The sequence below is a fragment of the Alteromonas sp. AWQ4_252 genome (assembly GCF_056158205.1).
The window spans coordinates 2,289,664-2,310,606 of record NZ_JBSWSV010000001.1 but is presented as its reverse complement, the minus strand read 5'-3'; the positions used below and the strand labels follow the sequence as shown (position 1 = coordinate 2,310,606).

Here is a 20,943-nt window from a genome sequence, read left to right as displayed (position 1 = left end):
GAGCAATTTCTAGAACGCCATTCTCGCCTGAAAGTAAGCAAAACCGCCATTAATTCCAGAAGGTGATGTTGACGGATACAACGCCCCCGCTACACCTGAATATGGGTTTTCATCAGGGAACTGATTAAATAAATTCGACGCGCCAATCACCAAGGTGGTGTCTTCAGAAAAATGCCAGGTAAATTCAGTGTCCAGGGTTACGGTACTGCCACTGCTAATATCCAAGCCTGCCGCTGCGTCTAAATGATCTTCATAAAAACTGCCAAAATAATTCACGCGCCAGAGTAAAGTAAATGCATGCCAATGCTGACGAAGGGTCATGTTACCACGAATTGCTGGCAGATTTTCTTCTAGCATACGCACCCGTTGCGGTGTCAGGCTAGGTACAAGAATACGCTCACCGCTTGCTGACACTTGCGGAAAGTATGACAGGCGTTCAACACGGGTATCCGTCCAGTTGACTGATGAGGTAAAGGCATGGGTTAGTCCCGCTACGTCAAAGCGATAATTAAAGACTAAATCGATGCCCTGAGTTCGAGTGTCAAAATCGTTTGCAAAGTATTTTATGGCACTGTAATTCGCCGCCTCGGCATGGCCCTGTGCCACTAAATCTGCTATTGCAGAGTCTGTCAGAGGAATGGGGGAAGTGGTACTGATGCGGTCGGAAAGGTATATGTTAAAGTAGTCAAGTGTAAGATAAAGATCATCACCCCAGAATGCCACCAGCCCCATGCTGAAATTTCGCGAAGATTCTGGCGTTAATGGTTCAGCACCTAATGACTGTGAGATAGGATGTGTTGGCGGCAATGTAGCGTGATCCTCTAAACCGGTAGAAGAAAATGCCGTGGTGATGTTGATGACATTACTTTGCCCCACCGTCGGAGCCTTGAATCCTGTGCTCACTGAGCCTCGCAACGAAAAAATATCACTCAATGCATACCTGAGATTAACTTTCCCGTCGAGGGTAGAGCCAAAATCTGAAAAGTGCTCTCCTCTTAGTGCTACCGCCCACTGCCAATCTTCAGTAAGATGAAACTCAAGATCACCATAAATCGCCCAGTTTTGACGGCTCCAATGCCCCTGTGATACAGGTTGATAACCTGGAAAACCGTTTGAACCAACGCTAAAGCCCGGCGCGCTGTTTTCGCCTTTCACTTGCGCAAAAGGACCGGTTACCCATGACGCTTCGTCGCCTTGTGTTTGACTATAAGTCTCTCTGCGCCACTCAGCGCCCAGTGCAATACTGACAGGCTTGGACGTCCAACCCGAGAAGAAACGCGAAAAATCCAGGTTGATGGTTCGTTCAACCTGGCTCACTGCACCTGGGGAAAAACGTGTGGGTGACGCAGGCCCCAGCGAAGGGTTTACTGTATCTTCAAGATTGAATCGAACATTGGAGTAACCGACACTACCACTAAAATCAAACAACCAATCGTCAGTTAATGCGCCACGAACACCAGCAAACAATGCACCATCTTTTATTATTCCGCCAAATTGTGGAGTGAAGCCGCCGGGAAACCACTCATTAAAGACAAAACAGTTCCTGCCCACATCAGTGTTCTGGTCAGCAATAAGCAAAAAAGCCGGATCATCTAAAACATTGTTATCAACAATAGGTACGCGAGGACACGAAACACCCTGCCCTGTACCGTCGAGGTCAGCAACTAACAATTCACTCGTGGGGCTACTCGGGTCGAGGAATACCCCTAAACGCAATTGTGGGTGGCGGTAATAGAAACCGCCACTGACTTCTCGCCGAGCTGCGGTACCAAAGGAATAAAACGCGAGATTATCTGTTAACGCTTTCTCACCGTTAAATGCGAACTTCCATTCACTGTCAACTTCAAGGGCTCCCCAATTCTGGGTAGGTGAAGCTACATAAGCATTTCCGGCATCAATAAGTGCTTGTGCATCATCTCGTTGAACGGAACGGTGGGTATCATTTTGTTGTCGGTACTCGGTCGTAAAATTGAGAAAACCGTCAGACAGACCAAAGCCCTTGTTAGCCTGAAGTTGTAAAACTTCTCCATCTCCCTCAAGGTGCTGGCCTGTTTTAATGGCGAAATAACCCGACTCAGGGTCGTCATCGAGAGCAAAATTGATGACGCCGGCGATGGCATCAGAACCATACTGTGCCGCAGCACCGTCTCGCAACACTTCCACCTGCTTCATGCCTGCAGCAGGAAGAACAGATATATCTGGGCCTTGGGCGCCATCTGACAAGCCACCGCCAAGAAAGGTAATAACGGCCGAACGATGGCGTCGTTTGCCATTAACTAAGATAAGGGTATGGTCGGCAGCCATTCCCCTTAAGTTTGCCGGGCGTACCAGGCTGGCGGCGTCGTTGATAGGTTGATCATTTACGTTTAATGATGGAACCGTTGCTGACAGCATACTCAATACATCCGTAGCCCCTTGCGACTGCAAAGTATTTGTACTGATAATATCAATTGGTACCGGTGACTTTACCACAGAGCGCGGTGTGCTTCGTGTACCCACCACAGCAATCCTCTCAATTGAAAAGCCGATATTGTCGTTGATTCTTGGAACCGGCCCACGGGTGGTTAAAGGCTGAGGTTTTTTTGTCACTGATTTGACGACCAACATACCGGTGGCATCTATCTGAACCGCCAGCGGCGTGCCTTGCAATAACAATTGCAGACCTTCTTGCAGGGTAAATGTACCTGTCAGACCATTGGCTTTGATTTGCTCCGCCAATTCAATGGGAAACAACAAGGTCGTATTTGCTTGTTTAGCAAATTCTGTTAGTGCTTCATCAGCCTGCTGTGAATTTATATCAAACTCAAAGGTTTGCTGTGCGAGGGAGTGCCCACTCAAACTGGTCGTGAGTAGTAATAAGCCTATTGAAATAAGACGCTTGAAATTAATGGATCTCATCGAGGCTTAACAATATTTCCAATTAACAGGTATAAGAAAATCCCCGCCTTCACTTTGTGACGCTTCGTTACGTGGCATGAGTTTAGTGACTTACAAAGTAAAAGGCATGTCATGTTTGGCAAGCCCTAAGGCTATTCCAGTGTAATAACCTCTTAATATACTATATAAAAGGCGGGAAAGTGTAGACCGGAATTATCATCCATTCTTACTTTACGGTAAGGAAGTGTATCAAACGTTGCGCTCAATGAGGTATTAAGCGCCACCATCAGTTTTTTGTTCAGATAATTGAATCGTCATAGGGTCGAGACGCTTGTGTTCAATATTAAAGCTATTTTTCAAAGCAAAAAGCAACCCGCTTATATCTCCCACTTTGAAATACCCTGCAACCCGTTTTTGTTTAAGGGATTCGCCCTGAATTTCGAAATCTACCGCGGTGTAACGCTCAATTTCACGCAACGCATCTTCCAGTGCCTCCCCTTTAAATACGATCATGCCTTGTTGCCAGGCAAGATCTTGTTCCAAGGCACTGTCATCAAGGTTTTCTCTATCGTTAACTGTACCGGCGACGTTGGCTTTCTCCCCCGCGTCCACTAACCGCGCCTTCTGAGATGTGCTGCCATGGGTGATGGCATCGGCAATTTCTTCACGGGTAATGGTTGCTTTCTTATCCTGCACCAGAACACGGCCCTCAGTTACCACCAGTTCGAAAACATCGTCATTGGTATACTGCATATTGAATGCTGTACCAATTGCCGTCACTGAGTTTGCTCCTGCATTAACAGTAAACGGGCGAGACTCATCGTGAGCAACAGTAAAATGGGCTTCGCCTTTTATCAAATCGATTTTGCGCTGGGCGTCATTGAAGTAAATATGGATAGCGGAATTGGTGTTTAAATGCACCACAGAACCGTCGTTGAGCGTCAGCGTCTTTTGCTCTCCAATAGCAGTACCGACCCGTTGGACTAACTCATAAGCACTGTCATTTCGTCCAAACCATTGAGAGTCAATCATCATCAGTGCTGCGGCTGCCATAAGTATAAAACCGGCTGCCACGCTCCAACGCGCATGTCGCAACGTTTTTCTCGCGCTTAATGAGTCCCCTTTGTGGCTCGTTTTAAGTGGAAACAAGCCTTTTAACTCATTAAGTACGCTGAGATCATCCCATAACTGGGCAAGCTCAAACAAGATGCGTCTGTGACTTTGGCTTGCAGCCATCCACTTCTGCAGATGAAGAGTTTCTTCGGATGACAACCCACGATCGATGCGGCTTACCCAAAGACTCGCTTCTTCGTGTATTTCGTCCTTACTGGAAAACTTACTGACGTTACTCATGCCTAAACTACTTTGATTGTCCTGATGGTGAAGCACTGATGGTTTCCGACCCATCCACCTGTTCGGAAGAGGCCAGGAAACGGGCGCATTGAAGTAACCCCTTGGCAACATGCTTTTCAACGGTGCTCTCGCTCAACCCCACCAATTCGGCGATGTCGCGCTGGCGCATACCGTACACCTTTTTTAACAGAAACACCCTTCTAACCTCGGGTGACAGCGATTCAGTTGCGCGGCAAAAATGTATAAACCGCTGCTTACTTTCGACATGCTTTTCCAGGCTACACCCCACTAAATCATGGGGTAACATGTCCATATTTTCCATAGGTTCATTCAGCTGACTGGCTGCACTCTTCACATGGTTCAGAGCCAGATTTCTGGCTGTCTTTAACATGTAGGTGCGCTCGTATTTTATTTCTTGCTTTAACTCAGCCTCATAACTTTTTATAAAAGCATCCTGAACAATATCCTCGATATCGTCCGCACCGACAATAGCACTAACAGCACGCATCATCTTTGCGCGATACTTTACGAAAGTTGCTGTAATAGTCGACTTTCCAGACATGTTAGTGTTTTGCTCGTGTAGTGAATTGTTTACGCATTGGACTATCATGCCAGTAGAAGCGCTATGAAGTCATGCATTTTTTCTTATTCTTTTGGCGAATAAAGGGGGCTAAGCCCCCTTTAATATCTGCCTGATTTTACTTTTCTTTAGAAAGTATAAATACCGCGAACGTAATAGAAACCACCATTTATACCCAATGGCGACGTTACAGGGTATTTCGCACCTGCTACCTCATTGTCGTAAGCCAGGTTTCGGTCAGGATATTCATCCAGCGCGTTTTTGGCCCCAACAACCAGTTGTAGGTTGTCATTTACCTGGTAACCCAACTCAACGTCTACTGATATCTCTGAGCCCACTTTGTCGATAGGAAGTGATGAGTCAAGGTGGTCTTCAAAGATACTGCCGAAATAGTTCAAACGACCCAGAACACGCCAGTCACCATTAGTGTGATTGGCAGTAAAACTCCATCTTACCGGTGGCAGGTTGTCTTCTAACATGCGGATACGGTCAGGTGTAATGTTAGTTGACGCATCGTCAACAGTGGTCGATGTCCAGTTATAGGCCAGTGAGTACTTGGTGTCACCACCGAACATTTCCTGACTGTAGTTGGCAACGATATCAACGCCTTCTGTAGTGGTATCAAAGTCGTTAGTGAAGTACTTTACTGCAGCGAAGCTAGAAGCATCGCTCACACCTTGTGCCAGCAGTGCTGCAATGTCATCTTCGGTAAGCGCAATAGCTGACGTAGTACTAATGCGGTCTGTGACTTCGATGTGATAGTAATCGGCTGTCAGGAACAAGCCGTTATCAAATTCAGCTACAATACCAAAACTAATTGATTCTGACTCTTCAGGCGTTAATTCAGTACCACCTTTTTGAACGGAAATGGGATCCGTAGGAGGAAGCGTTGCCTGGTCTTCCAACTTACCGCCAGCACCGAAGGCAGTAGTTACGTTTCTCACATTACTTTGTCCAATAGTCGGTGCCTTAAAGCCTGTAGAATAAGCGCCGCGAAGGGCAATGCTATCAGTTAGCTGATACCTGGCAGAAACCTTACCTTTCGTCGTGCTACCAAAATCAGAATAATCTTCGTAGCGTACCGCACCGGCGATGAGGAAATCATCTGTGAGGTACATTTCCGCATCAAGATAGAAAGCAATGTTGTGACGAGAGGCATCACTTTGGCTCTTATTAGACAGACCTGGGAAACCATTTGAGCCGATACCGAAGCCCTGAGATGCCAATGGTCCAATTTCATACGATGCGATATCACCGGCAATGGACTCATAACTTTCGTGTCTATACTGGAAGCCACCAGCAAGGTATAGAGGATCATTCAGGCCAACATCGATAGGTTTGGTCAAATCGATATCAAGGGTTTGCTCTGACTGAGTGTACTTACCTGGCTTGAAAGACGTTGGTGTATCAGGGCCTAACGACGGGTTAATCGTATTCGAAATAGCGTAATCAATTTCGTTCTGTCCCAAGTTCAGGCTAATGTCATAACCAACCTCGTTGGCCAACTCACCTCGGGTACCGAATACCAAAGACATATCGGTTACTGTACCGCCAAATTTAGGCGTAAAACCACCTGGGAACATTTCGTTGAAAGAGAAACAATCAGGGTTATTAGCAACTTCACTTACGTAGCGAGGATTGTCCAGTACATTGTCACCCACCACAATATCCGTCGGGCAGTTTCCAGACATATCTCCGGTTAAGTCACCTACCAGCAGTAATTGCTCACCGGCATCATTGGTGCCACCGTCATAAACACCGCTTCGCGTGTGTGGGTTACGGTAGTAAAACCCGCCTTCCACTTCACGGGTGGCGTAGTTACCGAACGCATACGCTTCAGCATTGTTGCTCAATTCAAGCCCTAAGTTGGCAAACACTTTAATGTCGTCTTTAATTTCCGGGCTACCCCAAATTTGGGCAGGGTCTTCGACAAAAGTGTTGCCGGCTGCAATCAGTGCTGCAGCATCGTCACGCTGTACGCTTCGAGATGTAGGATCTGAAGTACGGTACTCAGCAGACAGGTTAATAAAACCATTGTCGCTTAATGGCAGGCCGATATTACCGGATACCTGCATCATGTCACCATCGCCCTCGTAATAAGAACCATACCGGGCTTCAAACATACCACCTTCATCGGCGTCTTTTAAAACGAAGTTAACAACACCGGCAATGGCGTCCGAGCCGTATTGAGCGGCTGCGCCATCACGTAAAACTTCCACCTGCTTTAACGCAGAAGATGGGATAACAGAGATGTCCGGCCCTTGGGCACCGTCAGACAGGCCACCACCTAAGAAGGTGATTACCGCAGAGCGGTGACGACGTTTGCCGTTAACGAGGACGAGAGTATGGTCTGATGCCATACCACGGAGGTTTGCAGGGCGCACCAGAGTAGAAGCATCATTGATGGGCTGGTCGTTAACGTTAAACGAAGGCACGACAGTTTGCAGCATAGATACCATGTCAGTGGCACCCTGATTCTGAAACTCTTCACTGGAAATAATGTCTACCGGCACAGGTGAATCGCCCACTGAACGTGGCGCCGCTCTCGTACCAACGATGGCAATTTGTTCGATGTCTTCTGCAGCTTCTTCCGATTGTTGTGCTTCTACATTTACCGACGCCAACATACTGACTGCGGCAGATGCCGTCAGCGCAGTGCGGACGTGTTTAGTCACGAGGGACATGGATGTTTTCATAGTGGTTTCCTGGATTTTTACGATTCTGACGCATGTGCCTCGGGGGGAGACAGTCCCTTTGACACACATCATCAATTGTTTTTTTATGTTTATTATTCTGCCCAATAACGAGCAGATAGTGAGGTTTATAGATCGCTAACACCCAGAAAACAAACGATTTTCGACGAAAAAAATATTTTTTTTAATGTCGTAGAGGATTTCTATTTCTCACTTGTCTATTACTGTATATGCGGAATTTAACGACAAGGAAAATAAGCCGAAACACACCTGTTTTTGCTTGTTTTTGCAATTGCTTGTCGTAGTGTTATCTAGTGTGAATCGAGGTGCAAAGAGCAAAATTGATAGCCGGAACTATCGAGATAAAAGGGAATTAAAAAACCCGGCGCTCGCCGGGTTTGCTACATAGAAAATATCTGTAAATGAATCTTACTCAGCAGTATTGTACTTTTCCGCTGTTTCTTTAATAAGAGGCTGCAGTTCATTTTGCTGGAACATTTCGATAATTATGTCACAACCGCCTACCAACTCGCCGTCGACCCACAATTGAGGGAATGTCGGCCAGTTCGCATATTTTGGTAACTCCGCTCTGATATCCGGGTTTTGCAAAATATCGACATAAGCAAAAGCTTCGCCGCAAGACATGAGTGCTTGAACAGCCTGTGCGGAGAAACCACAACTTGGTAACTTGGGAGACCCTTTCATATATAGCAAAATAGGATTTTCGCCTATTTGCTGCTTAATCTTGTCTACAGTTGACTCGGTATTGTTTTCCATCCGATCCTCTTTAAGGGTGAACTAATAACGCTTGAGATAGATATAATATCAGCTTATGTAAATTCAAGCATGTCTGCGATAAGAAAAGTGATCTTTTACCGCTAAATTCGTTTACGATAGAGTATAAGGATATGAAATTCGCTTAGTCATGAAAATTTCACAAGCATTTCATTGTAATAGTGAAAACTATCCCAATATTTACCTTAGTTACTTCGTGCGTTGTTGTTGAAAACAGGCAAAAGCAGCGCGCAATTCATTCATTGGAAAACACGGAGAATTCAAATGGCGTTTGAACTACCACCACTGCCGTACGAGAAAAATGCACTTGAGCCACATATTTCTGCAGAAACACTTGAGTATCACTACGGCAAGCACCACGCCACTTATGTGACAAAATTGAATGGTCTGGTTGAAGGTACTGACTTAGAATCTAAAGATCTCGAAGAGATCATTAAAACTTCAGAAGGCGGTGTGTTTAACAACGCTGCTCAGATTTGGAATCACACCTTCTACTGGCACTGCTTAAGCCCAAATGGCGGCGGTGAACCGACTGGCGAACTGGCAGAAGCAATTACAGCTAAATGGGGCTCATTTGCGGACTTCCAGGCTGCTTTCGATGACAAATCTGTTAATAACTTTGGTTCTAGCTGGACGTGGTTAGTTAAAACGGCTGATGGCGGTCTTGATATTGTGAATACCAGCAACGCAGGTACTCCACTAACCGAAGAAGGTGTTACACCATTGCTGACTGTGGATCTGTGGGAACACGCTTACTACATTGATTACCGCAATGCCCGTCCTAAGTATCTTGAAAACTTCTGGCAGTTGGTCAACTGGACGTTTGCGGCAGAAAACTTCGCAAAATAATTGCTAGCTTTCGGTACGCTCTGAGTATGAAACCCGGCTAACGCCGGGTTTTTATTACATTTAATTAACGTTTATAAAGACCTAGTAGAGACCTCTTTTTATCGAAAAGGTTCATTCTTTTATTAGACCAATTGGCGACCCTTTATTCCCAAATATCCTGAAAAATCCCTTCCAAACTTCTCAAACAGGACTAAGCTGTAATTACGGGAATCCGTTTTTTGGGGAAATCTATGGGTATTTTCGAGCATTACCAGCAACGTTACGAAGAACGCCAACAAGAAGAGTTCACCATCCAGGAGTTTCTGGATATCTGTAAAACAGACCCTTCTGCTTATGCTAATTCTGCTGAGCGTTTACTTCAGGCTATAGGCGAGCCTGAAATGATTGACACCTCCACAGACCCGGCACTCAGTCGCATTTTTTCTAACAGGGTTATCGCACGTTATCCTGCTTTTTATGAATTCTACGGCATGGAAGAAGCCATTGAGCAAATTGTTTCTTATTTAAAACACGCTGCACAAGGGTTAGAAGAGAAGAAGCAAATACTGTACTTGTTAGGGCCTGTTGGAGGGGGGAAATCCTCTTTAGCTGAAAGGCTAAAAGAACTTATGCAGAAAGTGCCTATTTACATGCTCAAGGGCTCGCCGACGAATGACCACCCGTTTTCTTTATTTGACCTCGCCGAAGACGGCCATATCCTTCAAAAGGAATATGGTATCCCACAGAGATACTTAAAAACTATCATGTCACCCTGGGCCAGAAAGCGGCTTCACGAATACGGTGGCGATATCAGCAAATTCAAAGTGGTTCGGGTCTATCCATCCATTTTGGACCAAATCGGCATAGCGAAAACTGAACCCGGCGATGAAAACAATCAGGATATTTCATCGTTGGTGGGCAAAGTCGATATTCGCAAACTGGAACAATTTGCACAAAACGACCCTGACGCTTACAGCTACTCGGGTTCGCTTTGCAAAGCTAATCAGGGACTGATGGAGTTTGTTGAAATGTTTAAAGCGCCAATCAAGGTGCTTCATCCATTATTAACTGCCACTCAGGAAGGTAATTATAACCCTACAGAAGGCTTTTCCGCCCTGCCGTTCGATGGACTTATTCTCGCCCATTCTAATGAATCTGAATGGCAATCCTTTCGCAACAACAAAAATAACGAAGCATTTCTCGACCGGGTATACATCGTTAAAGTTCCCTACTGCTTGCGGGTGACAGAGGAAATGCGCATCTATCGAAAACTGCTTGATAGCAGTGAGCTTAGCGGAGCGCCTTGTGCGCCTGACACCCTTGAGTGCCTGGCGCAGTTTACTGTGCTATCGCGACTCAAAGCACCAGAGAACTCCAGCATTTACTCTAAGATGCGAGTGTATGACGGCGAAAGCCTCAAAGATACCGATCCAAAAGCGAAATCCTATCAGGAATACCGTGATTACGCGGGCGTAGATGAAGGCATGGAAGGGTTATCCACCCGCTTCGCTTTTAAAATATTATCCCGGGTATTTAATTTCGACCATCAGGAAGTTGCAGCTAACCCTGTGCATTTGTTTTACGTGCTTGAGCGTCAAATTGAGCGGGAGCAATTTCCCAACGATATTGCCGATCAATACAGAGAATACCTCAAAGGTTACCTCATTCCACGCTATGTTGAATTTATAGGCAAGGAAATTCAAACGGCCTATCTCGAGTCATACTCTGAGTACGGACAAAATCTGTTTGACCGCTACGTTACCTATGCTGATTTCTGGATCCAGGACCAGGAATACCGCGACCCGGAAACAGGGCAACTGTTTGACAGGGAGTCTCTCAACGCCGAGTTGGAGAAAACAGAAAAACCAGCGGGCATTAGTAACCCGAAAGACTTCCGCAATGAAATCGTCAACTTCGTACTGCGTGCGCGGGCTAGCAATGGTGGAACTAACCCCGCCTGGACCAGTTACGAGAAATTACGCACTGTTATCGAAAAGAAAATGTTCTCTAATACGGAGGATTTGCTCCCGGTAATATCTTTTAACACGAAGGGTTCTACTGAAGATAAGAAAAAACACGATGATTTTGTCAACCGAATGGTAGAAAAAGGCTATACACAGAAACAAGTCAGGTTGTTGTGTGACTGGTACCTGCGTGTTCGCAAAGCATCCTGAATTAACAGAGGTTGTGTCGCTTTGTATTAGAAACTTCTCAGTAGGTAGGTATGGCGCATTTTATAGACAGAAGACTTAACAGCAAGGGAAAAAGCACAGTTAACCGTCAGCGTTTTCTTCGCCGTTATAAGCAGCAAATTAAACGCTCAGTTTCTGACGCGGTAAGCAAGCGCTCTGTAACCGATTTGGAAAATGGTGAGAAAATCAGTATTCCAACCCGGGATATAAGCGAGCCTGTGTTTCACACTGGTCAGGGAGGAGAGCGTACGGTTGTCCATCCTGGCAATGATCAATTCACAGCCGGAGACAAAATTGACAGGCCCCCATCTGGCGGCGGTCAGGGTCAAGGCCAGGGAGACGCAAGCGATTCAGGAGAAGGTCAGGACGAATTTGTTTTTACCATTTCAAAGGACGAATATCTCGACTTACTATTTGAGGATCTCGCGTTACCAAATCTGAAAAAGAATCAGTTTGATAAAGTGGTTCAATATGAAACATACCGTGCTGGATATCAAACTGACGGCGTGCCCAGTAATCTCGATATTGTACGCTCTCTCAAAGGGTCTGTGGCCAGGCGAATTGCGCTCACTGCTGCGAATAAACGTGCTCTTAAGGAAAAAGAAGAAGCTCTGGTTAAGTTAAAACAGGATAAACACGATAATCAGTTAGCGATCCTCGCCCTTGAAAAAGAAATTGAAGCACTGAAAAAAAGAATTGCCAGTGTGCCTTTCATCGACACCTTCGATTTGCGTTTTAAGAATTACGACAAACGTCCTGTGCCAACCAGTAAGGCGGTTATGTTTTGTTTGATGGATGTGTCAGGTTCTATGGATCAGGCCACCAAAGACATGGCCAAGCGCTTTTATATTCTTCTTTACTTGTTCCTTAGCCGCACTTACGAAAATGTTGAGGTAGTGTATATTCGCCACCACACCCAGGCCAAAGAAGTGGACGAACACACCTTTTTCTATTCACAGGAAACCGGCGGCACCATAGTGTCCAGTGCACTAAAGCTCATGGATGAAATAGTCAAAGAGCGCTACTCTGATAGTGACTGGAACATTTATGCAGCGCAAGCTTCTGATGGTGACAATTGGGCTGATGATTCCCCCCAGTGCAAACACATTCTATTGAATGAATTGCTTCCAGTTACCCGGTATTTCGCCTATATCGAAATTACCGAGCGGCAGCATCAAAGCCTGTGGCGAGAGTACCAGTTGGTAGAAAATTCCTGTGAAAATTTTGTCTGCAAACACATTCAATCCGTCAATGATATATTCCCGGTTTTCAGAGAACTTTTCAGAAAATCAGAGCAGGACGTGTCTTCAGGAGGTTAGTAATGTCGACTCCACCAAAGCAAAGCAAAGAGCCCCTAAGTGACGGGCCAGATTGGACTTTTCCAATGCTCGAGCAATATGAAAGCCATATCGATCGCATTGCTAAAAATTTCAGGCTGGACACCTACCCCAATCAGATAGAAGTCATCACCGCAGAACAGATGATGGATGCTTATGCCAGTATTGGCATGCCGATAAACTATACCCACTGGTCTTTCGGCAAAAAATTTATTCAAACAGAACAGAATTATCGTCGCGGCCAGATGGGGTTAGCCTATGAGATTGTCATTAATTCAGACCCTTGTATTGCCTATCTGATGGAAGAAAACACCATTACGATGCAAGCACTGGTTATGGCCCATGCCTGCTACGGGCACAATTCGTTTTTTAAAGGAAACTATCTGTTCCAAACCTGGACAGACGCCAGCTCAATTATCGATTATCTCGTTTTCGCCAAAAACTACATTGCTAAGTGTGAACAGCGGTTTGGCTCCGAAGAAGTGGAAGCGGTACTCGACTCATGCCATGCACTGATGAACTATGGTGTCGACAGGTACAAACGACCACAGAAAATTTCAATGCAGGAGGAACAGGCACGCCAGGAACAGCGAGAAAAATACCTTCAGTCTCAGGTCAACGAGCTGTGGCGAACACTGCCGGATCAGCCCGATGCTCACGCCCCGAAAAAAAGGCGCTTCCCGGAAGAGCCACAGGAAAACCTGCTGTATTTTATCGAGAAAAACGCTCCCTTGCTTGAGCCATGGCAACGGGAGCTAGTGCGAATTGTAAGAAAGGTATCACAGTATTTTTACCCCCAAAAACAAACCCAGGTGATGAACGAGGGTTGGGCTTGTTTCTGGCATTATCACATTCTCAATACCATGTACGATGAAGGCTTGGTAACCGACAGGTTTATGCTCGAATTCCTACACAGTCACAGTGGCGTGGTGATGCAGCCGGAATACAACAGTCCGTATTATTCAGGCATAAACCCCTACGCTTTGGGTTTCAACATGTTCATGGATATAAAACGAATATGTGAAAACCCCACAGAGGAAGATCGCTACTATTTGCCCGATGTGGCGGGTAAAAATTGGTTGGACACAGTGCACTTTGCCATGAAGAACTTTAAAGATGAAAGCTTCATCAGCCAGTTTTTGTCGCCCAAGTTGATCAGAGATTTCAAGCTATTTTCCATTGAAGATAATGCCAAAAACCCCTTTGTCAGTGTCAGTGCCATCCACGATGAACAGGGCTACATAAAAATTAAAGAAAAGTTATCAGCACAATATAACCTGAGTAACCTGGAGCCTAACATTCAGGTATATAATGTGGATGTCAGAGGTGATCGCTCTCTTACCTTGCGCTACGTACCTCACCGGGGTATTCCCTTGGCTGACTCTAAAGAAGAAGTAATGCGGCACCTGTTTCGCCTGTGGAAGTTCGATGTGTTCTTAGAACAAGAAAATGAAAGGGGCGAAACCGACATCATTGCCTCCTGCACACGCCCGGCACCAGCGGCCTGATCACTCAGACGTGGGGACGTCCATTTTGTTTATTGTCGGCCGATGGCAAAACAGCAAACAAGTGGCACCGGCAAGAGCTGCGAGCGCCGCAAAGGCAAAGCTCTCGTAGGCTTGTGTACCTTGTTGCCAAAGTTGGCCGGCTATGTAGTTGCCAAGCGCGCCGCCAAAACCAAAGGCGATACTCACATATAACGCTTGCCCCCGACTCTGATATTGAGCAGGAAAATAATGGGTGATGAAATGCATGGCTGTGACATGGGCAAGACCAAAGCTCAATGCGTGAATAAGCTGACTAACCACCACCACTATGCCAATATGCGCAAAATCAGCAAGTGCATACCAGCGCGCTGCCGTTAGTACCATGCACCAAAGCATCAACGACCACACCCCGAATCTGTTTATCAACCTTCTTGCAAGCAGAAAGATGAGTACCTCTGCTAACACACCTATGGCGATCAGGAATCCGGTTTGCTGCCCCGTATAGTCGAGATCGCGCATATACAAAGCAAAAAAGCCGTAGTAGGCACCAAAACTCACTTGAAGTAACCCAGCGGACAGAAGAAACATCACAAACGTTTTACTGCGTACAAATTCCCATAATGTTCCCGCAATGTGGGCTTTATGATGTTGTTTAGCGGGTTGCTGAATGAACAGGGTACTAATAAATAAACCGGTCAGTACAGCCAGACTAGCATAAATTGGCGCTTCAGAAGAAAACACATCCAACGCCTTTCCAACCACAATAGTCAGTACAATGAAACCTATGCTGCCCCATAGTCTTACCTGGCCATAGCTGACTTTGGTGGGTTGCACAGACTGAATTGTAATGACTTCCAATTGCGGTAACACCGCCGTCCAGAACATCATCATAAGTCCAAATGCCAGCGTTAAGCCCCAAAAAGAATGAAAGAAGAAAACAGAACAAAAGCACGCGACAGTTAGAAAGCAGCCTAACCTGACCACATTAACTGCTTTACCACTTCTGTCGGCGATACCGGCCCAAAGAGAAGGGCCAACAATACGCGCCAATGTTATTACTGCCCACAATTCTCCGATCTCCGCTGAACTGAAACCGCGGCCGTCGAGGAAAATCCCAAGGTACGGCGTGAGTACACCTAGCTGGCCAAAATACAACCAGTAGGTGACACACAGTAAAATGAGATTAGTCCGTGAATGGGCTGGCATTCCCTGCCCCATTATTGATACGTGTTCAAGAGGAGGGAATATTCCCTTTGATGACAGGCGTAGCTGATTGTACACCTGCGTTTTGCGCTCGATGTCGCAAGCAATGATCCATTACAACGATTGCCAGCATAGCCTCTGCAATTGGCACTGCACGAATACCGACGCAAGGATCGTGACGTCCTTTGGTAACGATATCAATTTCATTACCATCAACATCAATGGTTTTCCCCGGCACCGAGATACTGGAGGTGGGCTTTAACGCCATGTGTACCACAACGTCCTGACCACTTGAAATTCCTCCCAATACGCCACCAGCATGATTACTGGCAAACCCGTCAGGAGTGAGAGTATCTCTGTGCTCACTTCCCTTTTGTTCTATCACATCGAAACCATCGCCTATTTCTACACCTTTGACGGCGTTTATCCCCATCATGGCCGACGCTATATCAGCATCAAGACGATCAAAAACCGGCTCTCCCAAACCCACAGGCACGCCAGTGGCAACCACGGACACTTTCGCACCTATAGAGTCGCCGGACTTTTTCAAATCCCGCATATAGGTATCCAAATCGGCTAATTTACTTTCGTCAGGACAAAAAAACGGGTTGGTATTGGTTACGTTATGATCAACAGTTTCAACTTTTATTGGTCCTAACTGGGAAAGGTAACCGTGAATCTCGATACCGTAGTGCTGCTTGAGAAACTTCTTGGCAATACCACCGGCAGCCACCCGAATGGCTGTCTCCCTGGCAGACGAGCGCCCACCGCCGCGATAATCGCGGGCACCATATTTTTGATGATAGGTATAATCGGCGTGACCAGGGCGAAAGCGGTCTGAGATATTTGAATAGTCTTTGCTGCGCTGATCAGTATTTTGGATCAGCAGCCCAATACTGGTTCCTGTGGTTTTTCCCTCGAAGACACCTGAGAGGATCTGTACCTCGTCACCTTCACGCCGTGCAGTTGTGTAGCGGGATGTACCCGGTTTTCTGCGATCCAAATCGACCTGTAAATCTGCCTCTGAGATTTCTAATCCTGGAGGACAGCCATCCACAACACCGCCAATGGCAATACCGTGGCTTTCACCAAAGGTCGTCACAGTGAACATTTTTCCAAAGCTGTTACCCGACATCTGTGTTATTCACCCTTCCCGTTTAAATATTCAATTAATGATGCTTTGGACACTGCAAATATACCGTGACCACCTTGCTGCAATGTTACCCATTCTACATCAAGACCTGGGAAACGATCTGCCATGTGTACTTCTGAATTACCGACCTCAACTAACATCCAGCCATTGTCTTTGAGATAAGCCGGTGCTTGTTGGACCATAATTTCAACCAAATCGAGACCGTCTTCACCAGCGGCTAAGGCAAGTTCAGGCTCATGTTGGTATTCATCAGGTAAATCACTCATGTCTTCATCGTCAACGTATGGCGGGTTAGATACGATCAGATCGTACTGCTGACCTTCCAGACTGGTAAACAAGTCAGAGTGAATGGGAAAGACTCTGTGCCCTACCCCGTGTTCCTGAATATTAAAATCTGCCACTTCCAATGCATCGTGGGAAATATCTACGGCATCAACCTGGGCAGACACAAAACCATGTGCCAATGCGATAGCGATACAACCCCCGCCAGTGCACATGTCTAAAATAGCAGTAGGTTCGCCATGGATATAACCTTCGAAACGATTTTTTATCAGTTCGGCAAAAGGAGAGCGAGGAATGAGTACCCGTTCATCAACGTAAAATGGCAAATCGCAAAACCATGCTTCGTGCGTAATATACGGCAGAGGCATTCGAGTTTGTACCCGCTTTAAGACCAAATCCGCGACTTTTTCTTTTTCTGATGCAGTTAAGCGCGCAGAAAACAAACCGTCACCGGTTCTTGCGGTTAGATCTTGCGGTAAATGCAGGGCAAACAGGGTGAGACATACTGCTTCGTCCCAACTGTTGTCCGTGCCATGCCCATAATATAAATGTGCGTCATTAAACCGACTGACCGCCCATCTCACCATATCCAAAATAGTGTGGAGATCATGAATAGCTTCATCTAAATATATCTTATCGGTCATTGGCTGGGCTACATCGCTAACATAAAGCTGGTATCATACCGAAACTCAGAGGAGCACCCAACTGAATTTATAGGTAATTCGGTTCTATGTTGTACAAAGATGTGGAGACAGCCCCGTTGGCAGACAAACCCAATCACGGAAAACAAAATGAGGACATGGCTTTGTTTCGGGAAGCAACCGCTGGGATCAAGCCTCTTAAACAAGATAAGGTTGTAAAACCTCGTAAAACTACTGTTGTTAAACCCTTGCGCAGCGCTACCACGCCTGATTCACACCAACGCAGACAGCTGGACGCGAGTTTTGCTTTTTCTGATATTTATCAGGCAAGCCTGCCTGACGCTGGGCCCATGAGATATTGTCGCCCGGAGGAACCCACACACAGCCTGAAACGATTGCGCCGTGGTGACTTTTATCCCGAACTGGTATTAGATTTACACGGGTTAACAAGAGAGAATGCGAAGCTAGAAATTTCAGCATTACTTTATACTGCGAGAAAAGAGCTAATTGACTGCGTCGCCATTGTACACGGCATTGGAGCAGGCATCTTAAAGGGCGCCTTGCCCCACTACCTGGTACAACACCCCCATGTCATAGCGTTCCACCAGGCTCCCCTGGAATATGGTGGGCAAGGCGCATTACTGGTACTTGTGGAAACTCTGGAGCCTGTTCAGTAGCTGTCTGTACGGTACTGACTAGTGATCTTCACTGGCACTGTTATGCATGAAGAGATAAGTGTAGTACCCCATCATCACAACCACAATAGCAATGCCAAGCAACGAACCCCATACCACCGGATCTTTTAGCATCATCATTAACATAATTTTCTCCTCATTGGCGTTTGTCAATTCACCCGACTGTTTATTCAGTACTAGTGTGCCTAACGGCAGGGAGACGTTCTGTGATCTGAATCAATAGCCGGAACCAACCTGATGGCAAACACTGATTGAGATCAATAAAACAAAAGAGAAATAAAAAAATAAGAAATTCACCAAAACGTTATTGCAAATCATTATCATTTACAATATAGTAAATTTGCCTGTTCGACGTTGGGTGATTAACGGTCTTGGCTTAGCGTCGATTGTAGGCAGGTGTGTGGTGCGCCTGCCTACTTCTTTTTTCGAATACCTACTCTCATAAACTCAGCATTCAATGAAGGGCTAGGAAAACAACTTCCAGAACCAACTTTTCTGCAAATCTGCCTCGCAGCGTTTTAGCTGTGTTGCATAACGCAAAGACCGGGATTTTACCTGGCTGGCTACTTTTTTAAGCCATGGTTTTTTATTGTAGGTATGGCGTTGATACCCCCCCCAGCCTTCGTGGTAATTGAGATATTGAGCGTAGCCGTCCCATTTTGATACACCATTTATTTTGTGGGATTTAGAAATAAACCAGCCCATAAAATCCATGGCATCATCAAAATCGTCACGATCGGCCCAACTATTCCCCGTTTCCTTGACATAGTCTGCCCAGGTTACCGTTTTTGCCTGAGAGTAACCGTAAGCTGAACTCACCCTGCCCCATGGTATCAAGCCAAAAAACACATAATCTCTTGGCGGCAGCGCATTGTGTCGGAAGCTACTTTCCTGGTACATGATGGCCATGGGAATATGAATGGGCACCCCCCACTTATCCCGGGCATCAGCAGCAGCATCGTACCAGTCATCTTTTTCATAGAAGATTTCACAGATATCGCTGGTATCCTGTGGAGGAGACGTGGCACACCCCTGAAGCACTGAGATTGCAAGAACGACAGAAAAAAGTACGAAAAATTGTGCAGGAGATTGGAACTTTTTCAACTTTGGTTGTCCAAATTAATGTTCTAGCAAAAAATGTGTGTGTTTCCCTGGAACAATCTTTATGCCTGGCTCCCTGCCGGGCATTTTTTTATTCAGATTTTTGTGCCATGGGCTCAGCAAAATAGTCGCTAACGAACTGTTCAAAAGATACTTCATCCCCAGCTTCAATGGCGGTTTGTTCTGCCAGAGAGGATGCTGCCATTGAAAGAAAATCAGCTTCGCTGTAATAGCTGTAGTCATGGGTTTTGAGTTGCTGAGCATATTGCTTTGCAAGCTTTAATCCGAATTCACTGTTGTCCATATCGTCATTCAGCAGATTAGATAGCAGACGTCCTGATGGCGTAAGCCCCGGATCCTGAACTTTTTTCCACTCTGCATCTACGGCAGTAGAGTAGTCTTTTGAACCATTGGCTTCATCCAGCAAGCTGGCGGTTTGCCTAAAATAGCTGAATAAGGATTCAGCCCACGCAGCAAAACCATGCTCCTGTCCTTTTAGTGACAACATGAGCGCCGGTTTGCGCCCTTCCAGTACCACCCTATCCATATTTTCGCGACACTCAGCCAGTTCAGGTGCATCCATTTCCGGACTATCCAGCATAAGGCAAGTCACCATAAATACATCGAGAAAGTCCATTTGCGTTTTATCAATGCCCACTGGCGTAAACGGATTTACGTCGAGCACTCTTACCTCTACGTAGTTAACACCCCGACGTACCAGTGCATCAGTGGGCTTTTCCATAGAAGCTGTTGGTTGTTTAGGTCTGATCGGGGAGTACAATTCATTTTCAATCTGAAGTATATTTTTCGACAATTGCTGGAAATGCCCGCCTTCACCGGAAGCAAATTGCCCGAATCGGCTGGAAGGGGTGTACATTGCACTTCGCAACTTATCAACATAAGTAGACAGTTGGTTGTAGCAAATTTGTAGCGCCGACTGCTCTGAGTTGGTGTAGCCTAAATCACTCATTCGCAATGAGGTAGCGTACGGCATATATATTGTGCCCTTACCAACTTTCTTAAAGGGTAAGGCTGTTTCCTTTCCGCTTAAAAAAGACCCGCACAACGCTGGGGATGCACCATACAAAAACGGCAATAGCCAACAATAACGGCGATAGTTGCGAATTAAAGCAAAATAATCTGCCGAAACCTGATCGGTAGAATATTCAGTATTGTTGAGCGCCGCCCACGCCTGCCAGAAACTGTCAGGTAGTGAAAAATTAAAATGGACCCCCGATATTGCCTGCATCATGCTGCCGTAACGATTTTTCAGGCCCATGCGATAAACCCGCTTCATTTTACCCACATTGGACTCGCCAAAATAAGCTAACGGGATTTCGTCCTGGTTTTCAATAAAGCACGGCATGCTCATAGGCCATAACAGCTCTTCACCAATGTTATCCATGGTAAACTTGTGTATGTCTTTGAGTTGCGTGGTAGTTATCTCACTTTTCGCGACAGGTGGCGTAATGAACTCAAGGAGTGATTCAGAGAAGTCCGTGGTAATACACGCATGAGTTAGCGCTGAACCCAGCGATTCCGGGTGACCGGTTTGCGCGAGCTTACCATTTGTCTGTATGCGTAAACCCTCTCGCTCTACGCCGTGTTTAATATCCTTTAATGCTGCCTGAAAATGCTCAGACTTCATCGCCTCCAGGCGATAGCTAAAAGTTGGCTTTGATGAGATCAACATGTTCATCCATAATGGGGGGGAAGCTCCATCAAA

At 46.0% G+C, this 20,943-nt stretch carries 16 protein-coding genes; 5 read left to right on the top strand and 11 right to left on the bottom strand.

What is annotated here, in order from left to right; translation table 11 throughout:
- Window positions 1-9: 9 nt before the first annotated feature.
- The 5 genes from ACXACM_RS10220 to ACXACM_RS10200 form a co-directional block, all read right to left on the bottom strand.
- Window positions 10-2,898: a TonB-dependent receptor plug domain-containing protein gene (locus tag ACXACM_RS10220; RefSeq protein ID WP_474821521.1), complete on the bottom strand. Its 2,889-nt coding sequence runs from the start codon at window positions 2,896-2,898 to the stop codon at window positions 10-12.
- A gap of 252 nt (window positions 2,899-3,150) precedes the next feature.
- Window positions 3,151-4,230 (bottom strand): FecR family protein, encoded by a 1,080-nt coding sequence (locus ACXACM_RS10215; protein ID WP_474821519.1) that lies wholly within the window; start codon window positions 4,228-4,230, stop codon window positions 3,151-3,153.
- A 7-nt stretch (window positions 4,231-4,237) separates the two neighbouring features.
- Window positions 4,238-4,792: an RNA polymerase sigma factor gene (locus tag ACXACM_RS10210; RefSeq protein WP_474821518.1), complete on the bottom strand. Its 555-nt coding sequence runs from the start codon at window positions 4,790-4,792 to the stop codon at window positions 4,238-4,240.
- 146 nt (window positions 4,793-4,938) lie between these two features.
- Entirely contained in the window at window positions 4,939-7,506 is a 2,568-nt protein-coding gene (locus tag ACXACM_RS10205) for a TonB-dependent receptor plug domain-containing protein (RefSeq protein WP_474821517.1), read from the bottom strand.
- Window positions 7,507-7,932: 426 nt separating this feature from the next.
- Window positions 7,933-8,280, bottom strand: a complete 348-nt coding sequence (locus tag ACXACM_RS10200) for a Grx4 family monothiol glutaredoxin (RefSeq protein ID WP_474821515.1) — start codon at window positions 8,278-8,280, stop codon at window positions 7,933-7,935.
- Window positions 8,281-8,562: 282 nt separating this feature from the next.
- On the opposite strand from ACXACM_RS10200, the gene sodB reads away from it, so the two are divergent.
- The 4 genes from sodB (at window position 8,563) to ACXACM_RS10180 (ending at window position 14,163) form a co-directional block, all read left to right on the top strand.
- A complete protein-coding gene (sodB, locus tag ACXACM_RS10195; RefSeq protein WP_474821514.1) occupies window positions 8,563-9,147 on the top strand; it encodes a superoxide dismutase [Fe] in 585 nt (194 codons plus the stop codon).
- Between the two features lie 230 nt (window positions 9,148-9,377).
- Window positions 9,378-11,300: a PrkA family serine protein kinase gene (locus ACXACM_RS10190; RefSeq protein ID WP_474821512.1), complete on the top strand. Its 1,923-nt coding sequence runs from the start codon at window positions 9,378-9,380 to the stop codon at window positions 11,298-11,300.
- 50 nt (window positions 11,301-11,350) lie between these two features.
- Window positions 11,351-12,637 (top strand): YeaH/YhbH family protein, encoded by a 1,287-nt coding sequence (locus tag ACXACM_RS10185; RefSeq protein ID WP_474821511.1) that lies wholly within the window; start codon window positions 11,351-11,353, stop codon window positions 12,635-12,637.
- Between the two features lie 2 nt (window positions 12,638-12,639).
- Window positions 12,640-14,163, top strand: coding sequence for a SpoVR family protein (locus ACXACM_RS10180; protein ID WP_474821510.1), 1,524 nt, complete (start codon window positions 12,640-12,642; stop codon window positions 14,161-14,163).
- Here ACXACM_RS10180 and ACXACM_RS10175 read toward each other — a convergent pair whose 3' ends face one another.
- The 3 genes from ACXACM_RS10175 to prmB are packed head-to-tail and all read right to left on the bottom strand — an operon-like array spanning window position 14,164 to window position 17,424.
- Window positions 14,164-15,348, bottom strand: a complete 1,185-nt coding sequence (locus ACXACM_RS10175) for an MFS transporter (RefSeq protein WP_474821508.1) — start codon at window positions 15,346-15,348, stop codon at window positions 14,164-14,166.
- Window positions 15,349-15,373: 25 nt separating this feature from the next.
- Window positions 15,374-16,480, bottom strand: a complete 1,107-nt coding sequence (aroC, locus tag ACXACM_RS10170) for a chorismate synthase (RefSeq protein WP_474821507.1) — start codon at window positions 16,478-16,480, stop codon at window positions 15,374-15,376.
- 5 nt (window positions 16,481-16,485) lie between these two features.
- Window positions 16,486-17,424, bottom strand: coding sequence for a 50S ribosomal protein L3 N(5)-glutamine methyltransferase (prmB, locus tag ACXACM_RS10165; protein ID WP_474821505.1), 939 nt, complete (start codon window positions 17,422-17,424; stop codon window positions 16,486-16,488).
- A gap of 86 nt (window positions 17,425-17,510) precedes the next feature.
- Between prmB and smrB the strand changes: the two genes are divergently transcribed.
- Entirely contained in the window at window positions 17,511-18,098 is a 588-nt protein-coding gene (smrB, locus tag ACXACM_RS10160) for an endonuclease SmrB (RefSeq protein WP_474821504.1), read from the top strand.
- Window positions 18,099-18,116: 18 nt separating this feature from the next.
- Here the strand turns inward: smrB and ACXACM_RS10155 are convergent, their stop codons facing one another.
- From ACXACM_RS10155 to gshA, 3 genes are all read right to left on the bottom strand, one after another.
- Complete coding sequence (locus tag ACXACM_RS10155; protein WP_474821502.1) at window positions 18,117-18,242, bottom strand: DUF3149 domain-containing protein; 126 nt, start codon at window positions 18,240-18,242, stop codon at window positions 18,117-18,119.
- A 339-nt stretch (window positions 18,243-18,581) separates the two neighbouring features.
- Window positions 18,582-19,163: a transglycosylase SLT domain-containing protein gene (locus ACXACM_RS10150; protein ID WP_474824299.1), complete on the bottom strand. Its 582-nt coding sequence runs from the start codon at window positions 19,161-19,163 to the stop codon at window positions 18,582-18,584.
- 145 nt (window positions 19,164-19,308) lie between these two features.
- Window positions 19,309-20,910 (bottom strand): glutamate--cysteine ligase, encoded by a 1,602-nt coding sequence (gshA, locus tag ACXACM_RS10145; RefSeq protein WP_474821501.1) that lies wholly within the window; start codon window positions 20,908-20,910, stop codon window positions 19,309-19,311.
- Window positions 20,911-20,943: the final 33 nt, after the last annotated feature.